This window comes from uncultured Lacinutrix sp., assembly GCF_947500605.1.
In the GTDB taxonomy this organism is placed as follows: Bacteria; Bacteroidota; Bacteroidia; order Flavobacteriales; family Flavobacteriaceae; genus Lacinutrix.
Genome location: NZ_CANMSJ010000008.1, coordinates 141,482 through 162,898, shown reverse-complemented (window position 1 = coordinate 162,898; position 21,417 = coordinate 141,482). Strand labels below are relative to the sequence as shown.

Genomic DNA, 21,417 nt, shown 5'->3' with positions numbered 1-21,417 from the left:
TCGGTTTACGAATATACAAAATTTCAATGCTATTTTAAAGAGAGAAGCCCATGACTTTAAAGGATTTTAAAAGACTATAGTTAATTGTCTTTTATTTTATTAAATTAATAATTATTAGGCTTAAAAATTATTCAATTATAATTTTGTAGTCTTTTAGAAGCCCAAATATTTCACTTTTCGAAAATTTAGCACCTTTTATTTTATTGTTTGAAGGCGAAATAGAGTAGTTGTAAGAGGTTCTAAAATCTACTTTCTCAATATTTGTGTTCTCGAAAACAGTTAAATGTAGATCGCAATTGTTAAATGCAGAGTTTTGTAAATTGGTTTTAGAGAAATCTGTTTTTTCTAATTTACAGTTATTAAACTGAGTATTTTTAAGTGTTAAGTTGTAAAAAGAAGAAAGATTAAGTTGGCAATTATTAAATGTCATTACTAGTAAAAATGAGTTACATTCATTAAAAGGAGCACCCAATAGTTTACAGTCGTTAAAAACTACTTCTTTAAAAGCCGTTTCACCTAGCTTAACAGAGCTAAAGTTACAATCTATAAATTCGCATTCTAGAAAAGTGATACCAGATAGATATGTATTACTAAAATTACAGTTTTTAAAAGTACAATTATCGTATTCTGCTCTAGTTAGGTTATTTTTTGTGTAGTCTATGGACTTAAAAGATTGGTCTGTTATAAACGGTAAATTCATTATATAAAAGTACTCTTTTTTAGCCTTTTACTATGTTAGGTATGTATTTTTAAATATAATACTTTGGATTTCTGCCTTCGCAGGAATAACAAATTTGATAAAATAGGATTAAAATATAAAAATTCCAGCATTTGTTGTAACTAGTTTGACTTACACTTTTAAATGTGCTTTGTTTTTTAGAAGTCTGTTTGGCTAAATAACAAAAGCCATAACATAATAGATTTAACTATTGTTGTTATGGCTTTTTAGAGATAACATCAACCAATCTATTTAGCTTTCACTAAATCAATCTAAAACCTAAGTTTTACATCTTTTCAATTCAATATCTGTTAAATCAATGATACATTTAGGTAACTTTCAAAATGTATTGACTTGTTACACCTAGCGTATCGTTAATTGTTTTTCTTGAAACTTTAAATTTTGTACATAGTTTTCACATTGTATTACTTTAAAGCCTTGTTTCTTTTTTTAATACTCTCTTTCGATCTCTACTACTTTTAAGAAACTTTCAATTTGTCTAATTACAATCTATCTAAACATATTGTAATTTTCAAAATATCATGATTTTTAAATACCCATATCTACCTATGGTATTTTCAAAACCTCAAAAAACAATTAAAACTTAAAACTAAATTTTAAGTTTTATTCTAAAACTCATTAGCTATTTACATAGCAAAGTTTTAAAATCAATTAATTATAAATGCTGCTTTTAAGCAGAAACCAATTCGCATTGTTATTAATTGTTTTACTAAATTATAAAAATATTTCAAAACAAAACTATTTTTAACATTCTATTTATCAACTAGTTATAAACCATGGTTATTAACAATTGTTTATAACCAAAAAAGCCAAACTTAATTAAGTTTGGCTTTTTTATAATATTTAAAAGGAGGAGATTATTTTCTTCTCGCTTCTTTAATTCTTGCTTTTTTACCAGTAAGACCTCTAAAGTAAAAGATTCTAGCTCTACGAACTTTACCTCTTTTGTTTACTTCAATTTTCTGTAATGCAGGTAAGTTAACTGGGAAGATACGCTCTACACCAACTGTTCCAGACATTTTTCTAATAGTAAAAGTTTCTGATGATCCAGCACCTCTTCTTTGTAAAACTACACCTCTAAAAAACTGAGTTCTACTTTTTTCACCTTCACGAATTTCGTAGTATACAGTAATTGTATCACCAGCTGAAAATTCTGCAAAGTCTTTTTTTGGTACAAATTCGTCTTGTACAAATTTAATTAAAGATTCCATCTTTATTTATTTTTTAATTATTGATTCAGAACAACATTCACGTATATCGCCAGAGGTTAGCCCGAAATTGGCTGCAAATATAGTTATTAAAACTTAAATACCAAACAGCAAAAACAAATTTATAAAAGTAAATTAAAGCAGTTAATTGTGTAAGGTAAGTATTCGTATTCTGGGCGTTACCAAGACATGCTAAAAAGCAGGATCTCGGTCAGGCTTTCAAGGCTCGCTTTTTTTGAGAAAAACAAAAAAGAGCTTAAACAAACCTTTCAATCCTTAACGCATAAAGACTATTTAAGTTTTATAGGTATCCATACCGTTTCTTCAGAATCAGGACTATTACGTTTCGTTTTTTCTCCTAAAACATTAAAATGTGGCCTACTATCCAATTGGTATTTAGATTTTGGTATATACTCTGTATAAATATACTGCATTAGGGTTCCAAAATCCTTGGCTAATCCTTTGTAATTAAAAACGGCATACAAACCTTTATTTAAATCTAAAGATTCCATAGTTTCAGGAATAGCATCATAATTATCTACTTCAACGGTTACCCATTTTGTAAAGGTATTTGTTGGATTAAAGTTTTTAAGATAGTTAACATCGTAAACTAATACTTCAAATACATCTGTAGAAAGGGCATTTTGAATGTGCTTTTTTTTAGGCATAAAAGCAGAGAACAACTCGAAGGTTTTATTATCTACTAAAGACATTTCTATAGCATTGCCTACTAGTTTTTTTTTGTCTATTGTAATTATTTTAGGTTCTTTATTCATTAATGGTTCTTTTCAAATCGTTAATAGCAAAAAGTAATAAGCCTATGCCAAAAATTGAAAAAATAAAAACATTAGTATAATTAATAATCACTTGCATATCCATTATTGAAAATTGGTTACTAAAACTGGCTACGGCATTAAGTGCTATTCGAATAATATAATTTAGAACACTTAAAATACTGCCTATTAAAAGTAATACAGTTGCAGTAGATTTTTTCTTACTTATTATAATAATCGAAGCAATAAGTATTACCACATGAATAATGAAATAAAATACTTGTGCAATATATATATGTGCAGTTATGTCTTCCATTGTAACTAATCGTCTAATAAGTCTGGTCTGCGCTCTTGTGTTCTTTTATAAGCCTGATCTTCTCTCCATTTCTCGATATTAGCAGCATGACCGCTAAATAAAATTTCTGGTACTTTAAAACCTTTATAATCTCTAGGTTTAGTGTAGATAGGTGGTGCTAATAAACCATCTTGAAAGCTATCTGTAAGTGCAGAAGTTTCATTTCCTAAAACACCTGGTATTAATCTAATTACAGCGTCGCATAAAACAGCAGCACCAAGTTCTCCTCCAGACAAAACGTAATCTCCAATAGAAATTTCTTTAGTAACAAACATATCGCGAACACGTTGGTCTACACCTTTATAATGACCGCAAAGTATAATTATGTTTTCTTTTAAAGATAAATGGTTAGCAATACCTTGATTTAGAGTATTACCATCTGGTGTCATGTATATAATCTCGTCATAATCGCGTTCTGCTTTTAATGCCGAAATACATTTATCGATAGGTTCGCAAGTCATTACCATACCTGCTCCACCACCAAATTGTGTGTCGTCTATAGATTTATAATTATCTGTAGTGTAATCTCTTAGGTTGTGAAAATGTACCGAAACTAAATTGGCATCTATAGCTCGTTTTAAAATTGAAGCTTCAAAAGGACTTTTAAGTAATTCTGGTAAAACGGTAATTATGTCTATTCTCATTATGCTATATATAGGAATGCAAAGATATAGGAATTGTTTTTAAGTAGGTTTTAGAATTTAAAATAGTGTTACGTAAACACAGACTAAGTAATAATGTTTTTTCTAAAAATCGAGACGTCTAATAATATGTAATTAAAAGAATAAGTATAAACACTCGTTTTTTAAATACCAGTATTTGTACTCTAGTAAATTGTATTGTATAATATGATATTTACAGTGTAATTAAGAATAAAGATTCGATTGAGTAGCTACGATCATTTTTTATTACAAGGCGAAATCTGAAAAGCCTAGTTTGAATAGAGTAGGAAAATAATTTATAAAAATAGAAATTATGGAATTACATGTTAATGAACATCAGTTAAGAGTAGCTAATTTAACAACCACAACTGCAGAAGGATGGAAAGTTACTACAAAAAAAGGAAGAATATCAGGAGTAGGAGTATCTGTATCTGGTTCTGGAGCTTATGCTAATATGGTTGGAAGTTTTTCCTTCGAATTGAAACGAATGGAGAGTTCTAAGACCTACAACAAAATGGTTAAAGAATATAATATTAGCGGTGGAGTTGGTGGTTTTTTTGCTTGGCTTGGGTTTAGATCTAATGCGAGTACTCACAAAAAAGAGATTCAAGAATCATTTAAAGAGATGGCAAGTTCAGAGAAAGTTAAAGGTAAAGTAAATATAAACATGATGGTTTCTGGTCAATATCCTAATGTTCAGGTAGATGCATCTGCTTATATTCTTGTTCTTCAACTTACGGATGATCAAGGGAATACTACTTCTGTTTTCTCTAATAATTCTCCTTCAGAAAATACAGGCGCACAAGATTCTAATGGTAATAATCTTCCTGATAAGGATAATAATTCAACAATAGATATTTAATCTATTTAAGTGTTTTATTCTATATAATATGGTTTTAATGCCAATTAAAGCAAAGCCCTTCATGATAAGAAGGGCTTTTGAATAAAATTAAATTATTTCTTTAAGATGATTGTGAGTACTAATTAAATAGAATCTTAGAAAAAAACAAATTGCTTTATTAAGTTATAATCTCGACAATAATTAAATATTATACTATGTTCTATTAATTCAAAACAAATGAAATTACATTATTTTTTATCCTTATTAACTATTATAATATTACCATTATATAGTACAGCCCAAAGTCTTAGTAATAACTACCATAATTATGATTATTTTTCAAATTTCGAATTTAATATTGAATCAGGTAGATCTCAATTATTAATACAGGGAGATTATAGTTTAAAGCTAGATTCAGAAGTAAATTCAAGCTTTGATTATTATGAACTTATAAAACACTCTGAGTATAGAAATATTAAACCTGCATTTTTTATAGGTGTTGGAGCTAACTACAATTTTAATAATAGATTTTCTTTAGGTGTAATTTATAAGATGAACAGTAAACAGACCTTAAACGAATCAGGATCGATAAGCTCTATTAAGGTTATAGGACCAAATACTATATCTACAGAGTCTTCTGGGAATTATTTAATGATTTCTGAACTCAGTAATTCTATAATTATGACGAGTGCGACATCAAATTTTTTGATAAAAAAAATGAATCGTGTCAAACTTAATTTAAGTTATGGAATGTCTTTTGGTTATTCTAATATTAAAGCGACAACACATGTTCTAAATGCTAAATTTAATTTAAGGATGTATTCAGAATCATTTCAACCTGAAATAGAGAGTATAGGATCAATTGTAAAGGAAGAAATAAAAGAAGGAGATTATTGCTGGTCTGTATTCTCAAATATAATTTTGAAATTTATTAATGCACCTAATATATCTATTGGGTATGCATTTACGAGATTGGGTAAGATTACATTAATTAAAAAAAGACCTACGTCTGCTAATTTAATTCAATCGGCATTATTTAATAATGAGGAAAACTCCAATACAATAGAAACGTTATCCCTAGTTACTACTAATAGTAAACTGAAATTGTTTTCTCATAATTTTTCAATTTCTATAATATTTTAAATTGTTTATTACTACAATTAATGCTTTTAGAATTATTTTAATTAGGTATAAGTTAAAAAAACAAGATATTACTTTAATGAGTTAAAACTACAAACTCAAATTTGTATTCTCCCAAGTATACTGCAAATCTACATCCTTTTTCCAACCCATACTTTCGTATAAAAACTGTGCAGGATTGGTAGTTTCGGTTTGCAGTGCAATAAATTTACATTTGTCTTGTTCTGCCTTTTGTTTTGCTTGATTTAGTAGAGCGACACCAATGCCTTGTTTTCTATAGTCTTTATCGACAAATAAATCGTTTAAAATAAAAATAGGTTGCATACCAACAGAGGTGAAACTATGAAATAAATGCATGAAACCAACGGCTTTGTCTTCCGCGTAAGCGATATAAATAATTGTGTCTTGCTTCTCTAAACGTTGCTTTAAAAATTGCTTTGCAGCTTCCAGATTACTGGTTTGTTTATAGAATACTCGGTAACTATCGAACAAAGGAGTTAAGTCTTTAAGGTGTTGTATTTCGGCTTTAATTATAATCATTGTTTAGAAAGTATTATTTAAAAGAAGAAAGTTGATGTTGTTGAGGAATGGTTTCATTTTAAAACAAAAAAAATCTGCAGCCGAAGTTACAGATTTTATATTTATTACATTTTAAACTTTAATAAGTGTAAAGTTAACTTTTAGACTAGTTAGAGTTTTTATGCTTATTTATTTCGTCTTGTAATTGTCTACGTACTTTTTGTTCGCGTTCTAAGGCAATACGTCTGTGCTCTTCAAATTCTTCTTCCGTTTCTGTTAAAGATTTTTTGGCTTCTTTAGTTGTAGCGTTACTGTTTTTAAAGCGATACATAAAGAATAAAGCTAATGCTAATAAACCACCAATAATAGACCACATTAAGCCATTATAACCGCCTTTACTCATTTGTATTCCAAATAGAGACATACTGTCTTTTTCGGTGTTTGTTTGGTCTAATGTACCTTGAGTAGAAGATAAACTTGTTTTTAGTTTAGAAATCTCATCATTTTGCTTTAATACAACTGCTTTAGTATCGTTTAGCGTTTTGTGTACTGCTTTTAACGAATCTAAGGTGTTTGCCTTAATTTTTTCTATCCACTGTATTCTAATTACTTCGTAACGTTGTCCGCGTTGGTCTTTCCAACCATTAGATTTTTTGGTTAAATAGTCGAACTGACTTTCTATCGAGCCACTATCTAAAGACAGTTTATCATCTGCATCCTCAGTTTCGGTTTGCGCATGAATTTGTATTGAAAAAAAGGCTAATAATAGAAGTAAAGTAACTTTAGTAAAATTCATTTTTATAATGTTGATTATTTCTTGCTGCGAAAGTAAAAAATATTGTTCAGTTTAATTGTATAATACTACAAAAGCCTCACATTTTGTGAAGCTTTTATATATACGTTTGTAATAGCGTGTTTGGACTATTAAATTAATACTTATTAATAATAAGTATAACGTCTCACTTTTGCAATATGCTTGGCTAAACGTATAACTTGATGGCTGTAACCATATTCGTTATCGTACCAAACATATAGTATTGCATTTTTACCGTCTTTTCTAACAATAGTTGCTTTACTATCGTAAATAGAAGGAGCAGAGCTACCAACAATATCGCTAGATACTAGTTCGTCGCTCATTTCGTATTTAATTTGTTCTACTAAATCACCTTCTAAAGCGTATTTTTTTAATGTAGCATTCATACTATCTACACTTGCTTTAGATTTTAACTCTAAGTTTAATATTGCTAAAGATCCATTAGGAACAGGAACTCTAATAGCATTAGATGTTAATTTACCTTCAAAACTTGGTAAAGCTTTAGAAACAGCTGCACCTGCACCAGTTTCTGTAATTACCATGTTTAATGCTGCAGCACGACCACGTCTGTATTTGCTATGGAAATTATCTACTAAGTTTTGATCGTTAGTATAGGCGTGAATAGTCTCTAAGTGACCACTTTTTACTCCAAAAGTATCTTCGACAGCTTTTAAAATAGGAGTAATAGCATTTGTTGTACAAGAAGCAGCAGAGAAAATATCTATTTCGTCTGGATTGTTTTCTAGGTGGTTTACACCATGTACAATATTAGGAATTCCTTTTCCTGGAGCAGTTAATAAAACTTTATCTGCACCTGGAGAATTTTTTAAACGTGTTAAGGCTTCTTTGTCTCTAAATACACCTGTGTTATCAATAATTAAAGCATTATTAATACCATATTTTGTGTAGTCTATATCTTCTGGTTGATTTGCCGAAATGATACGAACCGTTGTACCATTAATAATTAAAGACTCGTTTTCTAAATCTACAGAAACCGTTCCAGAGAAATCTCCATGAACAGAATCGTTACGTAATAAAGAGGCTCTTTTTTCTAGAACAGTAATATCGTTTTTACCACGCGTTACAATAGCACGCAAACGTAATTGGCTACCTTTTCCTGTTTTAGTCATTAATTCGCGAGCAACTAAACGACCAATACGTCCAAAACCGTAAAGTACTACGTCTTTAGGTGTAATGTCTTCAGATTGTTCTGCACCTTTTAATTTGCTAGACACAAAAGCAATTGCGTTTGTATGTTTTTGGTCTTCTAAATGAAACTCGTAAGTTAATTTACCGATGTCTAATTTCGCAGGTGGAAAATCTAAAGTTTTAATAGCTTGTGCTATTTCAACAGAATCGAAAATTGAAATTGGCTTTTGTACAAATTCACCTGCATATTCGTGTAGGTTTAAAATCTGACTTACGTTTCGGTCTATTAATTGGTTTCTAAAAAGAACCAATTCTATAGAGCTATCGTACCAAAGGTCGCTAACAATTTTAATAAATTCTACTGTTGCACGACGTCTGTCTGCTTGGTATGCTAATTCGTTTTCGTAGGTTTCTTTAACAGGCATTTGTTTAAGTGTTTAGTGTGTTGTTAAATTACTATCAGTCTTCCTGATTTTTATTTTGCAAAAGTATTGAATTCAAACGTTTTCGTAAAGGATTTTTAATAAAAAAATAAAAGCACTTTAGAATGTACTAAAGTGCTTTTGTGTTTTTATATATTTAATAGGTATTACCTTAAGCCGTACCTAAATGTTTGTCCGCTAGAATTTACTAATTCTATACTTAAAGGCTGGTTTAAATCTCTGTTTTTAACTATCTCTTGTACATCTTCAATAGAGTTTACTTTTACACCATTAATATTAGTTATTATATCACCACTCTTAATGCCTTCTCTCGAAAAATGTTGAGCATATCCGCCATTTATTTCAGTTATTTTAACACCATTCTTAACCTTGTATTGTCTTAAATCTTTAGGTTTAGCATTTTTTATTATGCCCACATGTGGTAAAACATACGTATTACTTTTTAGTAGAGTAACTTGCGTTTGTTGTTGTGCACCATTTCTTAAATAATACACAGTTATAACATCGTTAGGTCTTTTTGTATCTAGGTAACCGCGTAAATCTGATAGTTTTGTTATTTCAACATTATCAATTTTTTTAATAATATCACCACTTTTAAGATTTGCTTTTTCTGCTCCAGAATCTTCTATAACTTCATCTATATAAAAACCTTCTGTTTCATTTAGACTTAGTTTTTCGGCATAATAACTATTTAAAGAACCTCCAGTTACACCTAAAATACCATTTTGCACATTACCAAATTCCATAATATCTTGTATTACTTTCTTTGCAATATTACTTGGTACAGCAAATGAATACCCAATGTAAGATCCCGTTTGCGATGTAATGGCAGTATTAATACCAATAAGTTCTCCTTTAGTATTTACTAAAGCGCCACCAGAGTTACCAGGATTTACGGCTGCATCGGTTTGTATAAAAGATTGATGACTATCTCCAGACAAATCTCTAGATTTAGCACTAATAATTCCAGCAGTAACTGTAGAAGTTAAATTAAAAGGATTACCAACAGCTAAAACCCACTCGCCAATTTTTGCAGTATCACTATCTCCAAAGGTTGTGTATGGTAAAGCTTCGTCACTTTCAATTTTTAATAATGCGATATCAGTTTTTGGGTCTGTACCTATTATAGTAGCTTCTAAAGTTCTGTTATCATTAAGTGTAACACTAAGTTTTTTAGATGCAACAATAACATGATTATTAGTAATAATGTAACCGTCTGGCGAAATTATAACACCACTACCTGTCCCAAGCTGCTCACGTTTTTGCAAACGACCTAACATTAAATCTCGCATAGAAGGTTGAGCAGTAGTAATAGTAACACTTTTTACGTGTACTACGGCATCTAAAGTTTTTTCGGCTGCAGTTGTAAAATCGATGCCTTCTATTGCAGCTAAATTTGTATTAGATGCTGTGTAATTTACAGGCTGAAATGTTGGCTGAGTTACTTGTTCTGTTTGTACAATTGTTTGTTCTTCTTTTTCAAGAAAGGTTTTGTATGCTCCTAGAGTAATTGCTCCTCCTAAAATAGAGACTAAAACCAGCGTTGCTATTTTTTTCATTTAAAATTGTTTTATTTTTCCTTGTTTAGGCTAGATTTATACTTAGACTAAAAAGGAAATTCTAGTTAAGGATTTAAAGTATAACTATAAAATTAAAATTTTTATTGCTTGGTAAAATCAACTTTAACGAGACATTAACAACACAAATAAATTTTCAATACACTATATTTGTCGTAGTAAATACTACTTAATGACACATACTTTTTATAAATACCAAGGCACCGGAAACGACTTCGTTTTTGTTGATAATAGACAAGAACTTTTTAACAAGAATAATACTAAGCTCATTGCACATTTATGCGATAGACGTTTTGGAGTAGGAGCAGACGGATTAATATTATTAGAAAACGATCCAGATACAGACTTTAAAATGGTGTATTTTAATGCAGATGGAAACCAAAGTACCATGTGTGGAAATGGAGGACGTTGTATTGTCGCTTTCGCGGAAATGCTAAACATTATAGATAAAGAGACAACATTTAATGCTATTGATGGTTTACATGAAGCAACCATTGAGAACGGATTTGTAAAGCTTAAAATGCAAGATGTTGATACTATTGAAGTTTTCGATAAACATACCTTTTTAAATACAGGTTCTCCACATCACGTTGCTTTAGTAGATAATATTAAGGAATTTAATGTTAAAACAGAAGGCTCAAAAATACGTTACGGCGCTCCTTATAATCAAGAGGGTACCAACGTTAATTTTGTAGAACAAGTAGATAATAAAACATTTGCTGTTAGAACCTACGAAAGAGGAGTGGAAGACGAAACTTTATCTTGCGGAACAGGAGTTACTGCAGTAGCATTAGCAATGCACAAAGCAGGAAATACAAATGCAGAAGAAGTAACTTTAAATGTAGAAGGAGGAACATTAAAAATTTCTTTTAATAAAGCAGAAAATGGTTATAATAATATCTGGCTTCAAGGCCCAGCAACTTTAGTTTTTAAAGGCGAAATGTCATGGTAACATTAAAAGGCGAACAAATATATTTACGCGCTTTAGAACCAGAAGATTTAGAGTTTATTCATACTATTGAAAACGACGAATCTATTTGGGAACTTAGTAGTACAGTAACACCTTATTCTCGCTTTTTAATTAAAGAATATTTAGAACATTCACATAAAGACATCTACGAGGTTAAACAATTACGTTTAATGATTACGGATTATAATAACACTGCCATTGGCTTAATAGATGTGTTCGATTTCGATATTAAAAATCGTAGAGCAGGAATAGGTATTTTAATTTATAATACTGAAAATAGAGGAAAGGGATACGGTAAAGAAGCATTAGCATTATTATCTAGCTATTGTTTTTTACATTTAGATTTGCATCAATTATATTGTAATATTTCTGAAACCAATGAAGCTAGTATCAAGCTTTTCGAAAATCAAGGTTTCAAAAGAATAGGACTAAAAAAAGATTGGAACTTCCAAAACGGAAAATATACTAACGAATACTCATACCAACTTATTAATAATGTACATTAAAAAAATACTTGTAGCAATTGCTATCATCGGTTTAGCAGTTGCAGCTTACTTTGCTTACTATATATATGGAGCAATGTTAAAACCAAATACCGCTTTTAATAATGAAGAGGCTTATATTTATGTGCCTACAAATGCTAAATATGCAGATGTAAGAGAACAACTAGTACCTTTATTAAAGGATATCGATAAGTTTGATGCGCTTGCCGATCAAAAAAAATATAGTACAAATATTAAAGCTGGTCGTTTTGTTATAAAAAAGGATATGAGTAATAATGATATTATTAACTCTATTAGAAGTAAAAATATACCTTTAAAAATAGCATTTAATAACCAAGAACGTATAGAAGATTTAGCAGGACGTATTGCTTTTCAAATAGAAGCAGACAGTTTAAGTTTATTAAAATCTATGATGAATCCTGAGTTTTTAAATAAAAACGGATTTTCAAAAGAAACAGCTTTAGCAATGTATATTCCTAATAGTTATGAGGTGTACTGGAATACTTCGGCTAATGGTTTTAGAGACAAAATGCTAAAAGAATACAATCGTTTTTGGAATAAAAGCCGATTAGCTAAAGCAGAAAAACTAAACTTATCTCCAATCGATGTTATTGCACTTGCAGCCATTGTACATAAAGAAACAGCAAAGGTAGACGAGCGTCCAAGAGTAGCAGGAGTATACTTAAATAGAATTAGAAAAGGGATGCCGCTACAAGCAGATCCAACAGTTATTTATGCTGTTAAAAAGGAGTCTGGAGATTTTAATCGAGTTATAAAACGTGTTCTTTATAAGGATTTAGAAACCGATTCTAAATACAATACTTACAAATATGGAGGCATACCACCAGGACCTATTTTTATGCCAGATGTTTCTGCAATAGATGCTGTTTTAAATGAAGAAAAGCACAATTACTATTACTTTGTTGCTAACGTAAAAAACTTTGGTTATCATAAGTTTGCTAAAACATTATCGCAACATAATGCTAATAGGCAAGAGTATGTGCGTTGGATAAATAAACAAGGTGTTAATAGGTAAGCGTGAAGCGGTTTCTACTATATCTGTTTTTTTTCCACGCCTCACTATCTTTGTTTGCGCAGCATAATAACTTCTTTAAACCTAGCGATACTTTAAATACCAAAAGAAGAAATGTAGTTGTTATTTCAGAAGCTGCAATTGGTGGTTTAACGCTTTTGGGTTTAAATCAGTTGTGGTATGCAGATTACGAGCGTTCAAAGTTTCATACCATAGATGATAATAATGAATGGCTACAGATGGATAAATTTGGTCATGTGTTCTCATCGTATCAGTTAGGTAAGTTTGGAGCTCAAACTCTACGTTGGAGTGGTGTAAGCCAAAAAAAACAATTGTTATATGGAGCAACATTAGGTTTCTCGTTTCTTACTGCTGTTGAGGTTTTAGATGGTTTTTCTAGTGAATGGGGATTTAGTTGGGGCGATTTTACTGCAAATACGGCAGGTGCAGGTTTATATATTGGTCAAGAATTACTTTGGGAAGAACAACGTATTGTCATGAAATATTCTTTTCATCGCACTCAATACGCTGCACAAAGGCCAGATAAACTAGGTAATGGCTTGCTAGAAGAAGCCTTAAAAGATTATAACGGACAAACATATTGGCTGTCAGCTAACGTACATTCCTTTTTTAAAAACAGTAAAATACCAAAATGGTTAAATGTTGCTGTTGGTTATGGAGGAGAAGGTATGTTGTCTGGAAATGAGGGTCTTATTGTTGATAATATGTTGGTTAAACAAAATAGACAGCGCCAATTTTATTTAAGCTTAGATATGGATTTAACAAAGATAAAAACGGACTCTGAGCTCTTAAAATCAATTTTTAGCGTTTTTAACAGTATTAAGGTGCCATTTCCTACTGTAGAATTTAATGGCAAAAGTGGTGTAAAGTTCCACTCTGTCTACTTCTAAACGGTGTTAATCGTTTGATTTTCAGTATTAAAAAAAAGGTTGTACATTTGCACTCGAAATTTTAGGCACGCTATTTGTTTAATAGCTGTTTTTAAGAAATCAAAATGATTATGAGTAAAAAAAGTATTGCAAAGTTAGTTCCCTTAGTGCTTACAATATGTATTTTAATTGTAGTGTCGCTATCTAGTAATTCTAATAACAAAGATTATGCTTTGTTAGAAGACCAAACTATTGAAACTCCAGATATGGATAACACAATAGTTGAAGCAGAAACCGTAAGTGTATCTTCTCTTAGATATAAAAACGCTTTTTCTCCAGAGTTAGGAAAATCTTTCACTGGTTTTAAAGAAGAGTTAGGTTTTAAAGAATCTCAAAACGATTATTTTAGAGTTAATACTTTAGGGTATTTAGGAAAATACCAGTTTGGTAGAAGTACTTTAGAGCTTATTGGTATTAATGACACTAAACACTTTTTAAATACACCAGAGTTACAAGAAAAAGCATTTGTAGCAAATGCAGAACGTAATAAGTGGGTATTAAGAAGAGATATTAAACGTTTTGTTGGAGTACGTATTAATGGAATAGTAGTAACAGAATCTGGAATATTAGCAGCTGCACACCTTGCTGGTCCAGGTGGAGTGAAAAAATATTTAAGAAGTTACGGTTCTAATGGTTTCGAAGATGCCTATGGAACGTCTATTAAAAATTACATGAAACGTTTTCAAGGTTACGATACGTCAAGAATTAAAGCAAATAAAAAAGCAAAGGTCTCTATTAACGCTTAGTTAATAATTTTGATTTAGCTTTTATGAATAATAAATAACGTTGGTCTTTTATGAAGGTCGACGTTATTTTTTTTCCAATCGTTTGCAGACATTGTTTTTATATATTCTGTAGGCAGTGTAATATCGCAAGCCACACAAATATCTGTGTTACCATTTAGAGTGTTACATAAGTCTTCTAAAAATTTATTGTTTCTATAAGGTGTTTCAATAAAAGATTGAGATTGGTTTTGTTCAAACGATAAACGTTCTAAACGTTTAATTTCCTGTTTACGTTCGCTTTTATCTATTGGTAAGTAGCCATTAAAAGCAAAGCTTTGTCCATTCATTCCAGAACTCATCATTGCCATTAATATAGAAGATGGTCCTACTAATGGAACTACTTTAATGTCATTATCATGAGCAAGTTTTACAATATCTGCACCAGGATCTGCAACTCCAGGACAACCTGCTTCAGAAAGTAAACCTACATTTAAACCTTTTTTACAGGGATCTAAATAGGTTGGTAGTTCACTAATATCTGTAAACTTGTTTAAAGGAAAGAGCGTTAAACTCGACTGTTCTTTACTTGGACAAATTTTCTTAATATCGCGTCTTGCTGTCTTTTCGTTTTCAACAATAAAAATATCTACTTGTTCTATTGTGTTTTTTACTGTTATTGGTAAAACGTTTAGAGGATCTGTGTCGCCTAAAGTTGTTGGAATAAGATATAGTTTTCCGTAAGAGTCGTTCATATTATCGAGTAATAATAATTGGTAATTTATAACTAAGTTAATGCAATATAATAACTTGGTTATTTGTCTTTAAGTCTTTGTGCTATAATAGTACATGCTTCGTCTAGCATGTTAAAAACATCATCAAAACCAGAATCTCCTCCATAATAAGGGTCTGGAACTTCTAGATCTTTATCTGGATGGCTCTCGTTTAAAATAAGCTTCACTTTAGCAATGTCTTCTACATTACGAGCCATTTTTATAACATTCTCAAAGTTAGATTTATCCATTACGTAGATGTAATCATACGTTTCAAAATCTTCAACTATAAATTGTCTGCCACGTTGGTTGGTAATGTCTAAGTTGTTTTTTCTTGCTACAGCAATAGAGCGTTTGTCTGGTAAACTATCTATATGATAATTGCTAGTACCAGCAGAATCTACCTCAAAATGTTTAGTATTAAGTTTAGAATCTAAGATACCATGAGCTAGTGGTGAGCGACAGATGTTTCCGAGGCAAACCATTAAAATTCTAATCATAATTTAGGCTATTTTTTAGACAGACAGCTTTTTTGTCAAATCTTCAACGTACTTTCTAAACTGCTTATCTGTAGAAGATAAGTTGTCAACCGTTTTACAAGCATGTAATACAGTAGCATGATCACGTTTTCCAATTTGAGAACCAATACTTGCTAAAGATGCTTTTGTTAATTTCTTAGCAAAAAACATAGCTAATTGTCTCGCTTGTACAATATGACGTTTTCTAGTTTTAGATTGAAGTGTATCTACATCCATTTGGAAATAATCTGATACAACTTTTTGTATATAATCTATAGAAACTTCACGTTTTGTGTTCTTTACAAACTTTTCAACTACTTGTTTAGCTAGCTCAATATTAATCTCTTTTTTATTGAAAGACGATTGTGCTATTAAAGATATAATTGCACCTTCAAGTTCACGAATATTAGATTTAATATGCTTTGCAACATATTCTATAATATCATCAGGCATTTCTACACCATCACGATATAATTTGTTTTTTAATATAGAAACACGCGTTTCAAAATCTGGAGTTTGAAGCTCTGCGCTTAATCCCCATTTAAAACGAGACAATAAACGTTGCTCTATATCTTGCATATCTACAGGAGCTTTGTCACTTGTTAAAATAACTTGCTTCCCATTTTGATGTAAGTGGTTGAAAATATGGAAAAATACATCCTGTGTTCCAGACTTTCCAGATAGGAATTGTACATCATCAATAACCAATACATCTATTAATTGATAGAAATGAATAAAATCGTTTCTATTATTCTTCTTAACAGAGTCTATATACTGTTGTGTGAATTTTTCAGCAGAAATATATAAAACTGTTTTTTCAGGGTATTTATCTTTTATATCAACACCAATAGCATGTGCTAAATGTGTTTTTCCTAATCCAACACCACCAAAAATTAATAACGGATTAAAAGACGTTCCACCTGGCTTTGCCGAAACAGCTAAACCTGCACTACGTGCTAAACGGTTAGAGTCACCTTCTAAAAAGTTATCGAAATTGTAGTTAGGATTAAGTTGAGATTCTATTTTTACATTACGAATTCCAGGAATAACAAATGGATTACGTAATTCTCTATCTCTATTTTTTAAAGGCACATCTACATCTTGAGACTTAACCGCCGAACGATTAGAACTTGGTATCTTCTCTGTAAAAGGTTGTTTATTACCATAAGTGTTTTCCATTTTAATAATGTAAACAAGTTTGGCAGTTTCCCCTAATTCTTTTGTAAGTGCTACTTTTAAAATTTTAACATAATGTTCTTCTAGCCACTCGTAAAAGAATTTACTGGGCACCTGAACACTTAAAGCATTATCTGTAAGCTTCACTGCCATGATCGGTTCGAACCAAGTTTTATATGCTTGAGGTTGAATATTGTCTTTTATAAAATTGAGACAGTTATTCCATACCGATTGCGCAGTTATACTCATTGTTAAAATTTTGTGTTTTTTGTTAGTTAATTGCAGACAAGTTTTTGGAACTTTTATCATCTGTTTTGTGCGTGGCAAATATGTGAACAAAAAACTTAAAAAAAAAATGAATTACTATTGAATGTTTAGTTTTTTTTCCTCATACTGACAACTCAAACGAAACTACAAAAAATAATTTACAATTATAGAGATGAAGTCAGATAAAATTGATATTAGAGTACGTTATGCCGAAACCGATCAGATGGGTGTTGTTCATCATGGAAACTACGCATTATATCTAGAAATAGCTCGTATTGAGTGGTTGCGAAAACTAGGTGTTTCTTACAAGAAAATGGAAGAATCTGGAGTAGGTCTTCCTGTGGCGTCACTAAGTGTAAAATATAAGAAATCAATCAAATATGATGACGTAATTACGGTTAAAACCATGCTTAAAAAAGAGCCTACTGTAAAGGCCGAATTTGACTTTGAAATTACTAATAATCTTGGTGAAATTTTATCGACAGCAAATGTGGTTTTAGTATTTGTTGATTTAAAGACGAATAGACCAACACGACCTCCAAAATATTTTTTAGAAGCTTTAAAAAAGTAATTTAAAATTTAGTTATCAAGCTTTTTTATTTTAACCTTATATATAGATTCGAAAATTTCGAAGATGCTTTCTGCTTCTTTTTTTCTAACGGAAATTGTTATTTCACAATCTAATTCTAGTTTTTGATTGGTGATGTTTAAGTTCTTTTCTTTAATAACGCGCATCACTTTGTTCATTAATTCGTATTCGAATTTTATTAGAAAATCGATATTAATGGTGAGTTCTTGTATTCTGGAAGCTTCTAAAGCTAATTGGGCTCCTGTTTTATAAGCGTTAATTAAGCCGCCAACGCCTAATTTTACACCTCCAAAATAGCGTACAACAACTATTAGTATATTGGTAACATCAAACGATTGTATTTGCCCGTAAATAGGCAGCCCAGCACTGTTGTTAGGCTCTCCATCGTCATTTGCGCGATAGGTTATAGTGCTTTCCTCTTTACCAATTTGGTATGCATAACAAAAATGTCCAGCCTTTTGATGTTGTTTTTTTAAATCTTCAAGATAATCTTTCACATTATCCTCGCTTGTTAGAGGAAAAGCATAGCTGTAAAACTTAGAGTTTTTATCCTTAAAAAGCACTTCTTCCGAAGGCTTTAGAATCGTTTTATAAGTATCGTTTACGCTTTCTTCCATTATGCTAAAGTTACTAATACAATTGAGAAAATAGCAATTGCAATTCCAAACCAGTTTTTAAGGCTTAATTTTTCTTTAAAAAATAAAAGGCCAAGTATTGTGGAAAGCATTACTATGGCTACATTGTTAATAGTAAAAATACTGGAGCTTTCAAAGCTATCTACTTGCAATGCTTTTAACAGCATGTATATGGAGTAGTAATTTACAATACCTAAAATAATACCGCCAAAAATACTTCTGTAATCGAATTTTATTTTTCCTGTTATCGCTTTCGCGGAAAGAATAACGATACCTATAATACCGGCAATAGCAAATATAGTAGCCGAAAATATTGGAATACCATTGTTTGATACGTATGATGTTTCAATGTATTTTATTGTAGTATCAATAGTTCCTGAACCAAAGAATAACAAAATAGGAAGCCATAAGTTTTTAAGACTCACTTTACCAGTTTTAGCTTTTACAGAGGTTAAATAGACTGCAAATAACGCTAATAAGATGCCTATGGTTTTTATTATGGTTAAACTTTCGTTATAAGCATATATTCCAAATACAATAGGAATTACAACGCTCATTTTACTTGCAACAGAGGCAACAGATAATCCGTTACGTTGTGCTGTTAATGCCATAACATTAAAAATAGAGATAAAAAGGAAGCCTAGGAAAATTGCACCATAAATCCAATCTTCATTAATAACCTTTTTAAAGCTTATAGTTTCTGTAGAGCTTAGTACACCTGTAATAAATGCTGTAAAATAATTTACAACAATGGCTTGAAGTGTATTAATCTTGTACTTCCCTAATAATGTAAAAATTACAAATATAAGAGTAGAGGCAAGGATGCTAAGTAATAAGTATATCAAAAAAGATCACTTTTAATGGTGAATAAATCTACAATACCTTCTGTTTTTGGATCGTTATTCCAAACATTGATACCAAGTTTTGCTGCAGCTTCTGTATTCTCTAAAGTATCGTCTATAAAAAGGCAATCTTCAGGTTTTAGTTTGTTTTCTTTTAATACAAATTCAAAAATATCTGCATTTGGTTTTCTTAGCATAATTTCATGAGACAAATAAAATTTGTTGAAAGCAGCTTTAAAATCATCATAAAATGAAATATGCTCTTTTATACAGTCTATATGTAGCTCGTTTGTGTTACTTAATAGAATAAGATTGTATTTTTTGTCTTTTGCTAATTGCTCTATAAACGCTAATCTTTTTGTTGGGAAATCGCATATGATAAAATTCCAAGCCTCAATAAGTTCTTGTTTCGATAATTTCGGGAAGTTTTCACGATAGAAATCGATAAATTCATCTGTAGACAAAAGGCCTTGCTCGTAAAGCGCGTTTATTGCTATTAAATCTTCAGAAAGTTCTTCCATTTCGAATAACTCTAAAGCATTTGTCATTGCACCTTCTTTATCAAGGTTTATGAATACGTCTCCGAAATCGAATATTATTGTTTTTATCATAGTTAGTTTTAAGTCGCTTTTGAGTAATTTCTTTTTGAGGCACAAAAAATGAATGAAGAAGTCTTTAAGAGGTTCTCGATACAATTCTGATCAAAAAAAACAGAATCACTCGAACTGACAATTGTTTTTATAAATTCTTAATGTATCGTCTAATATCTTTTCTTCAGAAATTAATGTCCCTGAAAATCTAGGCGCTTTAACACCTGTTTTAAATTCGGTATTCCCTTTAAATAGTCTTGCTTCATCCCAAAGCCCTTCATCTATAAAAAGTTGAAGTGTCTTTGAGCCACCTTCAATTATAATAGAATTAATGTTACTTGTAAATAAAGTATCACAAATACTTTTAGCAGTATCTTCTTTTAGAATAATAGTTTCGGCTTCAGAATTAAAAACTGAAAGATTTTTTGGTAGTTTGTTATTTTTATCTAAAACTACACGAATCGGGTTTTCTCCTGTCCAATCGCGAACAGTTAAACTAGGATTATCTTGTAAAACTGTATTCGCACCAACCAAAATCGCTTGTTCTTCTGCTCTCCATTTATGGACTAATTGTCTCGATAATTGGTTAGTTATCCAAACTGGTTTTTGTTCGTCTCTAGAAGTAGGAGCAATAAAACCATCGTTAGTTTCTGCCCATTTTAATATAATGTAAGGACGTTTTTTGTTGTGAAACGTGAAAAAACGTTTGTGGTGATCTTTACATTCTTTTTCTAAAATACCAATTGTAACATTGCAGCCAGCTTCCATTAGTTTTTTTATGCCTTTTCCAGCAACCTCAGGATTATCATCTACACAACCAATAACCACATTTGGTATTTTATGATGTAATATTAAATCGCTACAAGGCGGTGTTTTTCCGTAATGAGAACAAGGTTCAAGTGTAACATAAATAGTGCTTTTTGCTAAAAGCGATTTATCTGTAACGGAGTTAATAGCATTAACTTCGGCATGATTACCACCATATTTGCTAGTAAAACCTTCTCCAATAATTTTATTGTTATATACAATTACAGCACCAACCATTGGGTTTGGGCGTGTTGTGCCTAATCCGTTATTCGCAATTTGTATTGCGCGTTGCATGTATGTTTGGTGCGTAGTCAATATTATAGTTTAATCTTTACGTCTTCAATTTCATCCACATCGTATTTATGCGAAAAACCAAATACTTTATATTTAATGACACCTTTATATTGCACTTTCATAGATTTATTAAGCATACTGCTTAAAACACTACTCAAATTATTAAGGTTTAATAATTTATTAGTTGGAATATTTGCCGATAATGGAATAGAAAATTCCTTTTTAGAAGGCACATCGAACTCCTTAGAAGAGACAGTTGCAACTTCTATATCGTTTACAGTAATTGTAATGCCTTCGGTTTCTAATTTTCCGCCAACGCTATTTGGGTTGTTAAAAAAAGCATCAGCAGTTAGTATTATAAATTCTGAATTAGAATCTGCAACTTCAATATTTTCTACACGTAAAAATTCTGGTTTTTCTTTAATCGAGCAACTTAAAAAACAAACTGTAATTGTTAATAAGATTATGAGTTTCTTCATCTTGAAATTTTTTAATTTGTTTGGTATTACTGTATCTTCAACCTTTAAA

Annotated in this window: 25 protein-coding genes; 8 read left to right on the top strand and 17 right to left on the bottom strand. The window is 30.7% G+C overall.

Translation table 11 applies throughout. The features are described from left to right. Window positions 1-127: 127 nt before the first annotated feature. The 5 genes from Q0935_RS12310 to trmD form a co-directional block, all read right to left on the bottom strand. A complete protein-coding gene (locus Q0935_RS12310) occupies window positions 128-700 on the bottom strand; it encodes a pentapeptide repeat-containing protein (RefSeq protein WP_299386519.1) in 573 nt (190 codons plus the stop codon). An 896-nt stretch (window positions 701-1,596) separates the two neighbouring features. Next, entirely contained in the window at window positions 1,597-1,950 is a 354-nt protein-coding gene (gene rplS / locus Q0935_RS12305; RefSeq protein ID WP_299386515.1) for a 50S ribosomal protein L19, read from the bottom strand. Window positions 1,951-2,237: 287 nt separating this feature from the next. Then, window positions 2,238-2,723 (bottom strand): GyrI-like domain-containing protein, encoded by a 486-nt coding sequence (locus Q0935_RS12300; protein ID WP_299386509.1) that lies wholly within the window; start codon window positions 2,721-2,723, stop codon window positions 2,238-2,240. Next, the gene (locus Q0935_RS12295) at window positions 2,716-3,036 is read right to left on the bottom strand and encodes a hypothetical protein (protein WP_299386504.1); all 321 of its coding nucleotides are present in this window, start codon (window positions 3,034-3,036) and stop codon (window positions 2,716-2,718) included. The genes Q0935_RS12300 and Q0935_RS12295 overlap by 8 nt, the downstream gene beginning before the upstream one ends. A gap of 5 nt (window positions 3,037-3,041) precedes the next feature. Continuing rightward, window positions 3,042-3,719, bottom strand: a complete 678-nt coding sequence (gene trmD, locus Q0935_RS12290; protein ID WP_299386500.1) for a tRNA (guanosine(37)-N1)-methyltransferase TrmD — start codon at window positions 3,717-3,719, stop codon at window positions 3,042-3,044. Window positions 3,720-4,050: 331 nt separating this feature from the next. On the opposite strand from trmD, the gene Q0935_RS12285 reads away from it, so the two are divergent. Together Q0935_RS12285 and Q0935_RS12280 are read left to right on the top strand one after the other, a co-directional pair. Continuing rightward, entirely contained in the window at window positions 4,051-4,599 is a 549-nt protein-coding gene (locus Q0935_RS12285) for a hypothetical protein (protein ID WP_299386497.1), read from the top strand. A gap of 216 nt (window positions 4,600-4,815) precedes the next feature. After that, window positions 4,816-5,721, top strand: coding sequence for a hypothetical protein (locus Q0935_RS12280; protein WP_299386493.1), 906 nt, complete (start codon window positions 4,816-4,818; stop codon window positions 5,719-5,721). 87 nt (window positions 5,722-5,808) lie between these two features. On the opposite strand, the gene Q0935_RS12275 is transcribed toward Q0935_RS12280, so the two are convergent. From Q0935_RS12275 to Q0935_RS12260, 4 genes are all read right to left on the bottom strand, one after another. Then, window positions 5,809-6,258: a GNAT family N-acetyltransferase gene (locus Q0935_RS12275; protein ID WP_299386489.1), complete on the bottom strand. Its 450-nt coding sequence runs from the start codon at window positions 6,256-6,258 to the stop codon at window positions 5,809-5,811. 145 nt (window positions 6,259-6,403) lie between these two features. Then, window positions 6,404-7,033 carry a tRNA (guanine-N1)-methyltransferase gene (locus Q0935_RS12270; RefSeq protein WP_299386484.1) on the bottom strand — a complete coding sequence of 210 codons (630 nt, stop codon included), beginning with the start codon at window positions 7,031-7,033 and terminating at the stop codon, window positions 6,404-6,406. A gap of 143 nt (window positions 7,034-7,176) precedes the next feature. Continuing rightward, window positions 7,177-8,625, bottom strand: coding sequence for a glyceraldehyde-3-phosphate dehydrogenase (locus tag Q0935_RS12265; RefSeq protein WP_299386480.1), 1,449 nt, complete (start codon window positions 8,623-8,625; stop codon window positions 7,177-7,179). 164 nt (window positions 8,626-8,789) lie between these two features. Continuing rightward, complete coding sequence (locus Q0935_RS12260; RefSeq protein WP_299386476.1) at window positions 8,790-10,202, bottom strand: trypsin-like peptidase domain-containing protein; 1,413 nt, start codon at window positions 10,200-10,202, stop codon at window positions 8,790-8,792. 190 nt (window positions 10,203-10,392) lie between these two features. Here Q0935_RS12260 and dapF point away from each other — a divergent pair, with 190 nt between their 5' ends. From dapF to Q0935_RS12235, 5 genes are all read left to right on the top strand, one after another. Further along, window positions 10,393-11,172: a diaminopimelate epimerase gene (gene dapF / locus Q0935_RS12255; protein WP_299386471.1), complete on the top strand. Its 780-nt coding sequence runs from the start codon at window positions 10,393-10,395 to the stop codon at window positions 11,170-11,172. Next, window positions 11,166-11,696: a GNAT family protein gene (locus tag Q0935_RS12250; RefSeq protein WP_299386467.1), complete on the top strand. Its 531-nt coding sequence runs from the start codon at window positions 11,166-11,168 to the stop codon at window positions 11,694-11,696. Before dapF ends, Q0935_RS12250 begins: the two co-directional genes overlap by 7 nt. Beyond that, entirely contained in the window at window positions 11,686-12,729 is a 1,044-nt protein-coding gene (gene mltG / locus Q0935_RS12245; RefSeq protein WP_299255015.1) for an endolytic transglycosylase MltG, read from the top strand. The genes Q0935_RS12250 and mltG overlap by 11 nt, the downstream gene beginning before the upstream one ends. A 50-nt stretch (window positions 12,730-12,779) precedes the next feature. Continuing rightward, a complete protein-coding gene (locus tag Q0935_RS12240; protein ID WP_299386463.1) occupies window positions 12,780-13,637 on the top strand; it encodes a DUF2279 domain-containing protein in 858 nt (285 codons plus the stop codon). 110 nt (window positions 13,638-13,747) lie between these two features. Then, a complete protein-coding gene (locus tag Q0935_RS12235) occupies window positions 13,748-14,422 on the top strand; it encodes a peptidoglycan-binding protein LysM (RefSeq protein WP_299255021.1) in 675 nt (224 codons plus the stop codon). Between the two features lie 14 nt (window positions 14,423-14,436). Here the strand turns inward: Q0935_RS12235 and Q0935_RS12230 are convergent, their stop codons facing one another. From Q0935_RS12230 to dnaA, 3 genes are read right to left on the bottom strand one after another with little or no spacing between them, the layout of a single operon-like run. After that, complete coding sequence (locus Q0935_RS12230) at window positions 14,437-15,153, bottom strand: SAM-dependent methyltransferase (RefSeq protein ID WP_299386456.1); 717 nt, start codon at window positions 15,151-15,153, stop codon at window positions 14,437-14,439. Between the two features lie 59 nt (window positions 15,154-15,212). Then, the gene (locus tag Q0935_RS12225) at window positions 15,213-15,671 is read right to left on the bottom strand and encodes a low molecular weight protein-tyrosine-phosphatase (RefSeq protein ID WP_299255027.1); all 459 of its coding nucleotides are present in this window, start codon (window positions 15,669-15,671) and stop codon (window positions 15,213-15,215) included. 15 nt (window positions 15,672-15,686) lie between these two features. After that, entirely contained in the window at window positions 15,687-17,114 is a 1,428-nt protein-coding gene (dnaA, locus tag Q0935_RS12220) for a chromosomal replication initiator protein DnaA (protein WP_055436491.1), read from the bottom strand. 190 nt (window positions 17,115-17,304) lie between these two features. Between dnaA and Q0935_RS12215 the strand changes: the two genes are divergently transcribed. Next, window positions 17,305-17,703 carry a thioesterase family protein gene (locus tag Q0935_RS12215; RefSeq protein ID WP_299386451.1) on the top strand — a complete coding sequence of 133 codons (399 nt, stop codon included), beginning with the start codon at window positions 17,305-17,307 and terminating at the stop codon, window positions 17,701-17,703. Between the two features lie 8 nt (window positions 17,704-17,711). On the opposite strand, the gene Q0935_RS12210 is transcribed toward Q0935_RS12215, so the two are convergent. The 5 genes from Q0935_RS12210 to Q0935_RS12190 all read right to left on the bottom strand — a co-directional run bounded on the left by Q0935_RS12210 (window position 17,712) and on the right by Q0935_RS12190 (window position 21,368). Further along, window positions 17,712-18,338, bottom strand: coding sequence for a YigZ family protein (locus Q0935_RS12210; protein ID WP_299386447.1), 627 nt, complete (start codon window positions 18,336-18,338; stop codon window positions 17,712-17,714). Continuing rightward, window positions 18,338-19,201 (bottom strand): EamA family transporter, encoded by an 864-nt coding sequence (locus tag Q0935_RS12205; protein ID WP_299386443.1) that lies wholly within the window; start codon window positions 19,199-19,201, stop codon window positions 18,338-18,340. The genes Q0935_RS12210 and Q0935_RS12205 overlap by 1 nt, the downstream gene beginning before the upstream one ends. Then, window positions 19,198-19,809, bottom strand: a complete 612-nt coding sequence (locus Q0935_RS12200; protein WP_299386438.1) for an HAD family phosphatase — start codon at window positions 19,807-19,809, stop codon at window positions 19,198-19,200. Before Q0935_RS12200 ends, Q0935_RS12205 begins: the two co-directional genes overlap by 4 nt. Window positions 19,810-19,914: 105 nt before the next feature. Continuing rightward, window positions 19,915-20,910 carry a bifunctional diaminohydroxyphosphoribosylaminopyrimidine deaminase/5-amino-6-(5-phosphoribosylamino)uracil reductase RibD gene (gene ribD, locus Q0935_RS12195; protein WP_299386434.1) on the bottom strand — a complete coding sequence of 332 codons (996 nt, stop codon included), beginning with the start codon at window positions 20,908-20,910 and terminating at the stop codon, window positions 19,915-19,917. Between the two features lie 2 nt (window positions 20,911-20,912). Beyond that, window positions 20,913-21,368 (bottom strand): LEA type 2 family protein, encoded by a 456-nt coding sequence (locus tag Q0935_RS12190; RefSeq protein WP_055436497.1) that lies wholly within the window; start codon window positions 21,366-21,368, stop codon window positions 20,913-20,915. Window positions 21,369-21,417 lie beyond the last annotated feature (49 nt).

Excerpts from the sequence above, each read along its gene's own strand:
- dapF (WP_299386471.1), top strand. The coding sequence starts at position 10,393 with ATGACACATACTTTTTATAAATACCAAGGCACCGGAAACGACTTCGTT.
- Q0935_RS12265 (WP_299386480.1), bottom strand. The coding sequence starts at position 8,625 with ATGCCTGTTAAAGAAACCTACGAAAACGAATTAGCATACCAAGCAGAC.
- rplS (WP_299386515.1), bottom strand. The coding sequence starts at position 1,950 with ATGGAATCTTTAATTAAATTTGTACAAGACGAATTTGTACCAAAAAAA.
- Q0935_RS12275 (WP_299386489.1), bottom strand. The coding sequence starts at position 6,258 with ATGATTATAATTAAAGCCGAAATACAACACCTTAAAGACTTAACTCCT.
- Q0935_RS12235 (WP_299255021.1), top strand. The coding sequence starts at position 13,748 with ATGAGTAAAAAAAGTATTGCAAAGTTAGTTCCCTTAGTGCTTACAATA.
- Q0935_RS12200 (WP_299386438.1), bottom strand. The coding sequence starts at position 19,809 with ATGATAAAAACAATAATATTCGATTTCGGAGACGTATTCATAAACCTT.
- Q0935_RS12260 (WP_299386476.1), bottom strand. The coding sequence starts at position 10,202 with ATGAAAAAAATAGCAACGCTGGTTTTAGTCTCTATTTTAGGAGGAGCA.
- Q0935_RS12210 (WP_299386447.1), bottom strand. The coding sequence starts at position 18,338 with ATGGAAGAAAGCGTAAACGATACTTATAAAACGATTCTAAAGCCTTCG.
- Q0935_RS12300 (WP_299386509.1), bottom strand. The coding sequence starts at position 2,723 with ATGAATAAAGAACCTAAAATAATTACAATAGACAAAAAAAAACTAGTA.
- Q0935_RS12270 (WP_299386484.1), bottom strand. The coding sequence starts at position 7,033 with ATGAATTTTACTAAAGTTACTTTACTTCTATTATTAGCCTTTTTTTCA.
- Q0935_RS12190 (WP_055436497.1), bottom strand. The coding sequence starts at position 21,368 with ATGAAGAAACTCATAATCTTATTAACAATTACAGTTTGTTTTTTAAGT.
- Q0935_RS12250 (WP_299386467.1), top strand. The coding sequence starts at position 11,166 with ATGGTAACATTAAAAGGCGAACAAATATATTTACGCGCTTTAGAACCA.
- Q0935_RS12280 (WP_299386493.1), top strand. The coding sequence starts at position 4,816 with ATGAAATTACATTATTTTTTATCCTTATTAACTATTATAATATTACCA.
- mltG (WP_299255015.1), top strand. The coding sequence starts at position 11,686 with ATGTACATTAAAAAAATACTTGTAGCAATTGCTATCATCGGTTTAGCA.
- dnaA (WP_055436491.1), bottom strand. The coding sequence starts at position 17,114 with ATGAGTATAACTGCGCAATCGGTATGGAATAACTGTCTCAATTTTATA.
- Q0935_RS12295 (WP_299386504.1), bottom strand. The coding sequence starts at position 3,036 with ATGGAAGACATAACTGCACATATATATATTGCACAAGTATTTTATTTC.
- Q0935_RS12310 (WP_299386519.1), bottom strand. The coding sequence starts at position 700 with ATGAATTTACCGTTTATAACAGACCAATCTTTTAAGTCCATAGACTAC.
- Q0935_RS12225 (WP_299255027.1), bottom strand. The coding sequence starts at position 15,671 with ATGATTAGAATTTTAATGGTTTGCCTCGGAAACATCTGTCGCTCACCA.
- Q0935_RS12215 (WP_299386451.1), top strand. The coding sequence starts at position 17,305 with ATGAAGTCAGATAAAATTGATATTAGAGTACGTTATGCCGAAACCGAT.
- Q0935_RS12230 (WP_299386456.1), bottom strand. The coding sequence starts at position 15,153 with ATGAACGACTCTTACGGAAAACTATATCTTATTCCAACAACTTTAGGC.
- Q0935_RS12285 (WP_299386497.1), top strand. The coding sequence starts at position 4,051 with ATGGAATTACATGTTAATGAACATCAGTTAAGAGTAGCTAATTTAACA.
- trmD (WP_299386500.1), bottom strand. The coding sequence starts at position 3,719 with ATGAGAATAGACATAATTACCGTTTTACCAGAATTACTTAAAAGTCCT.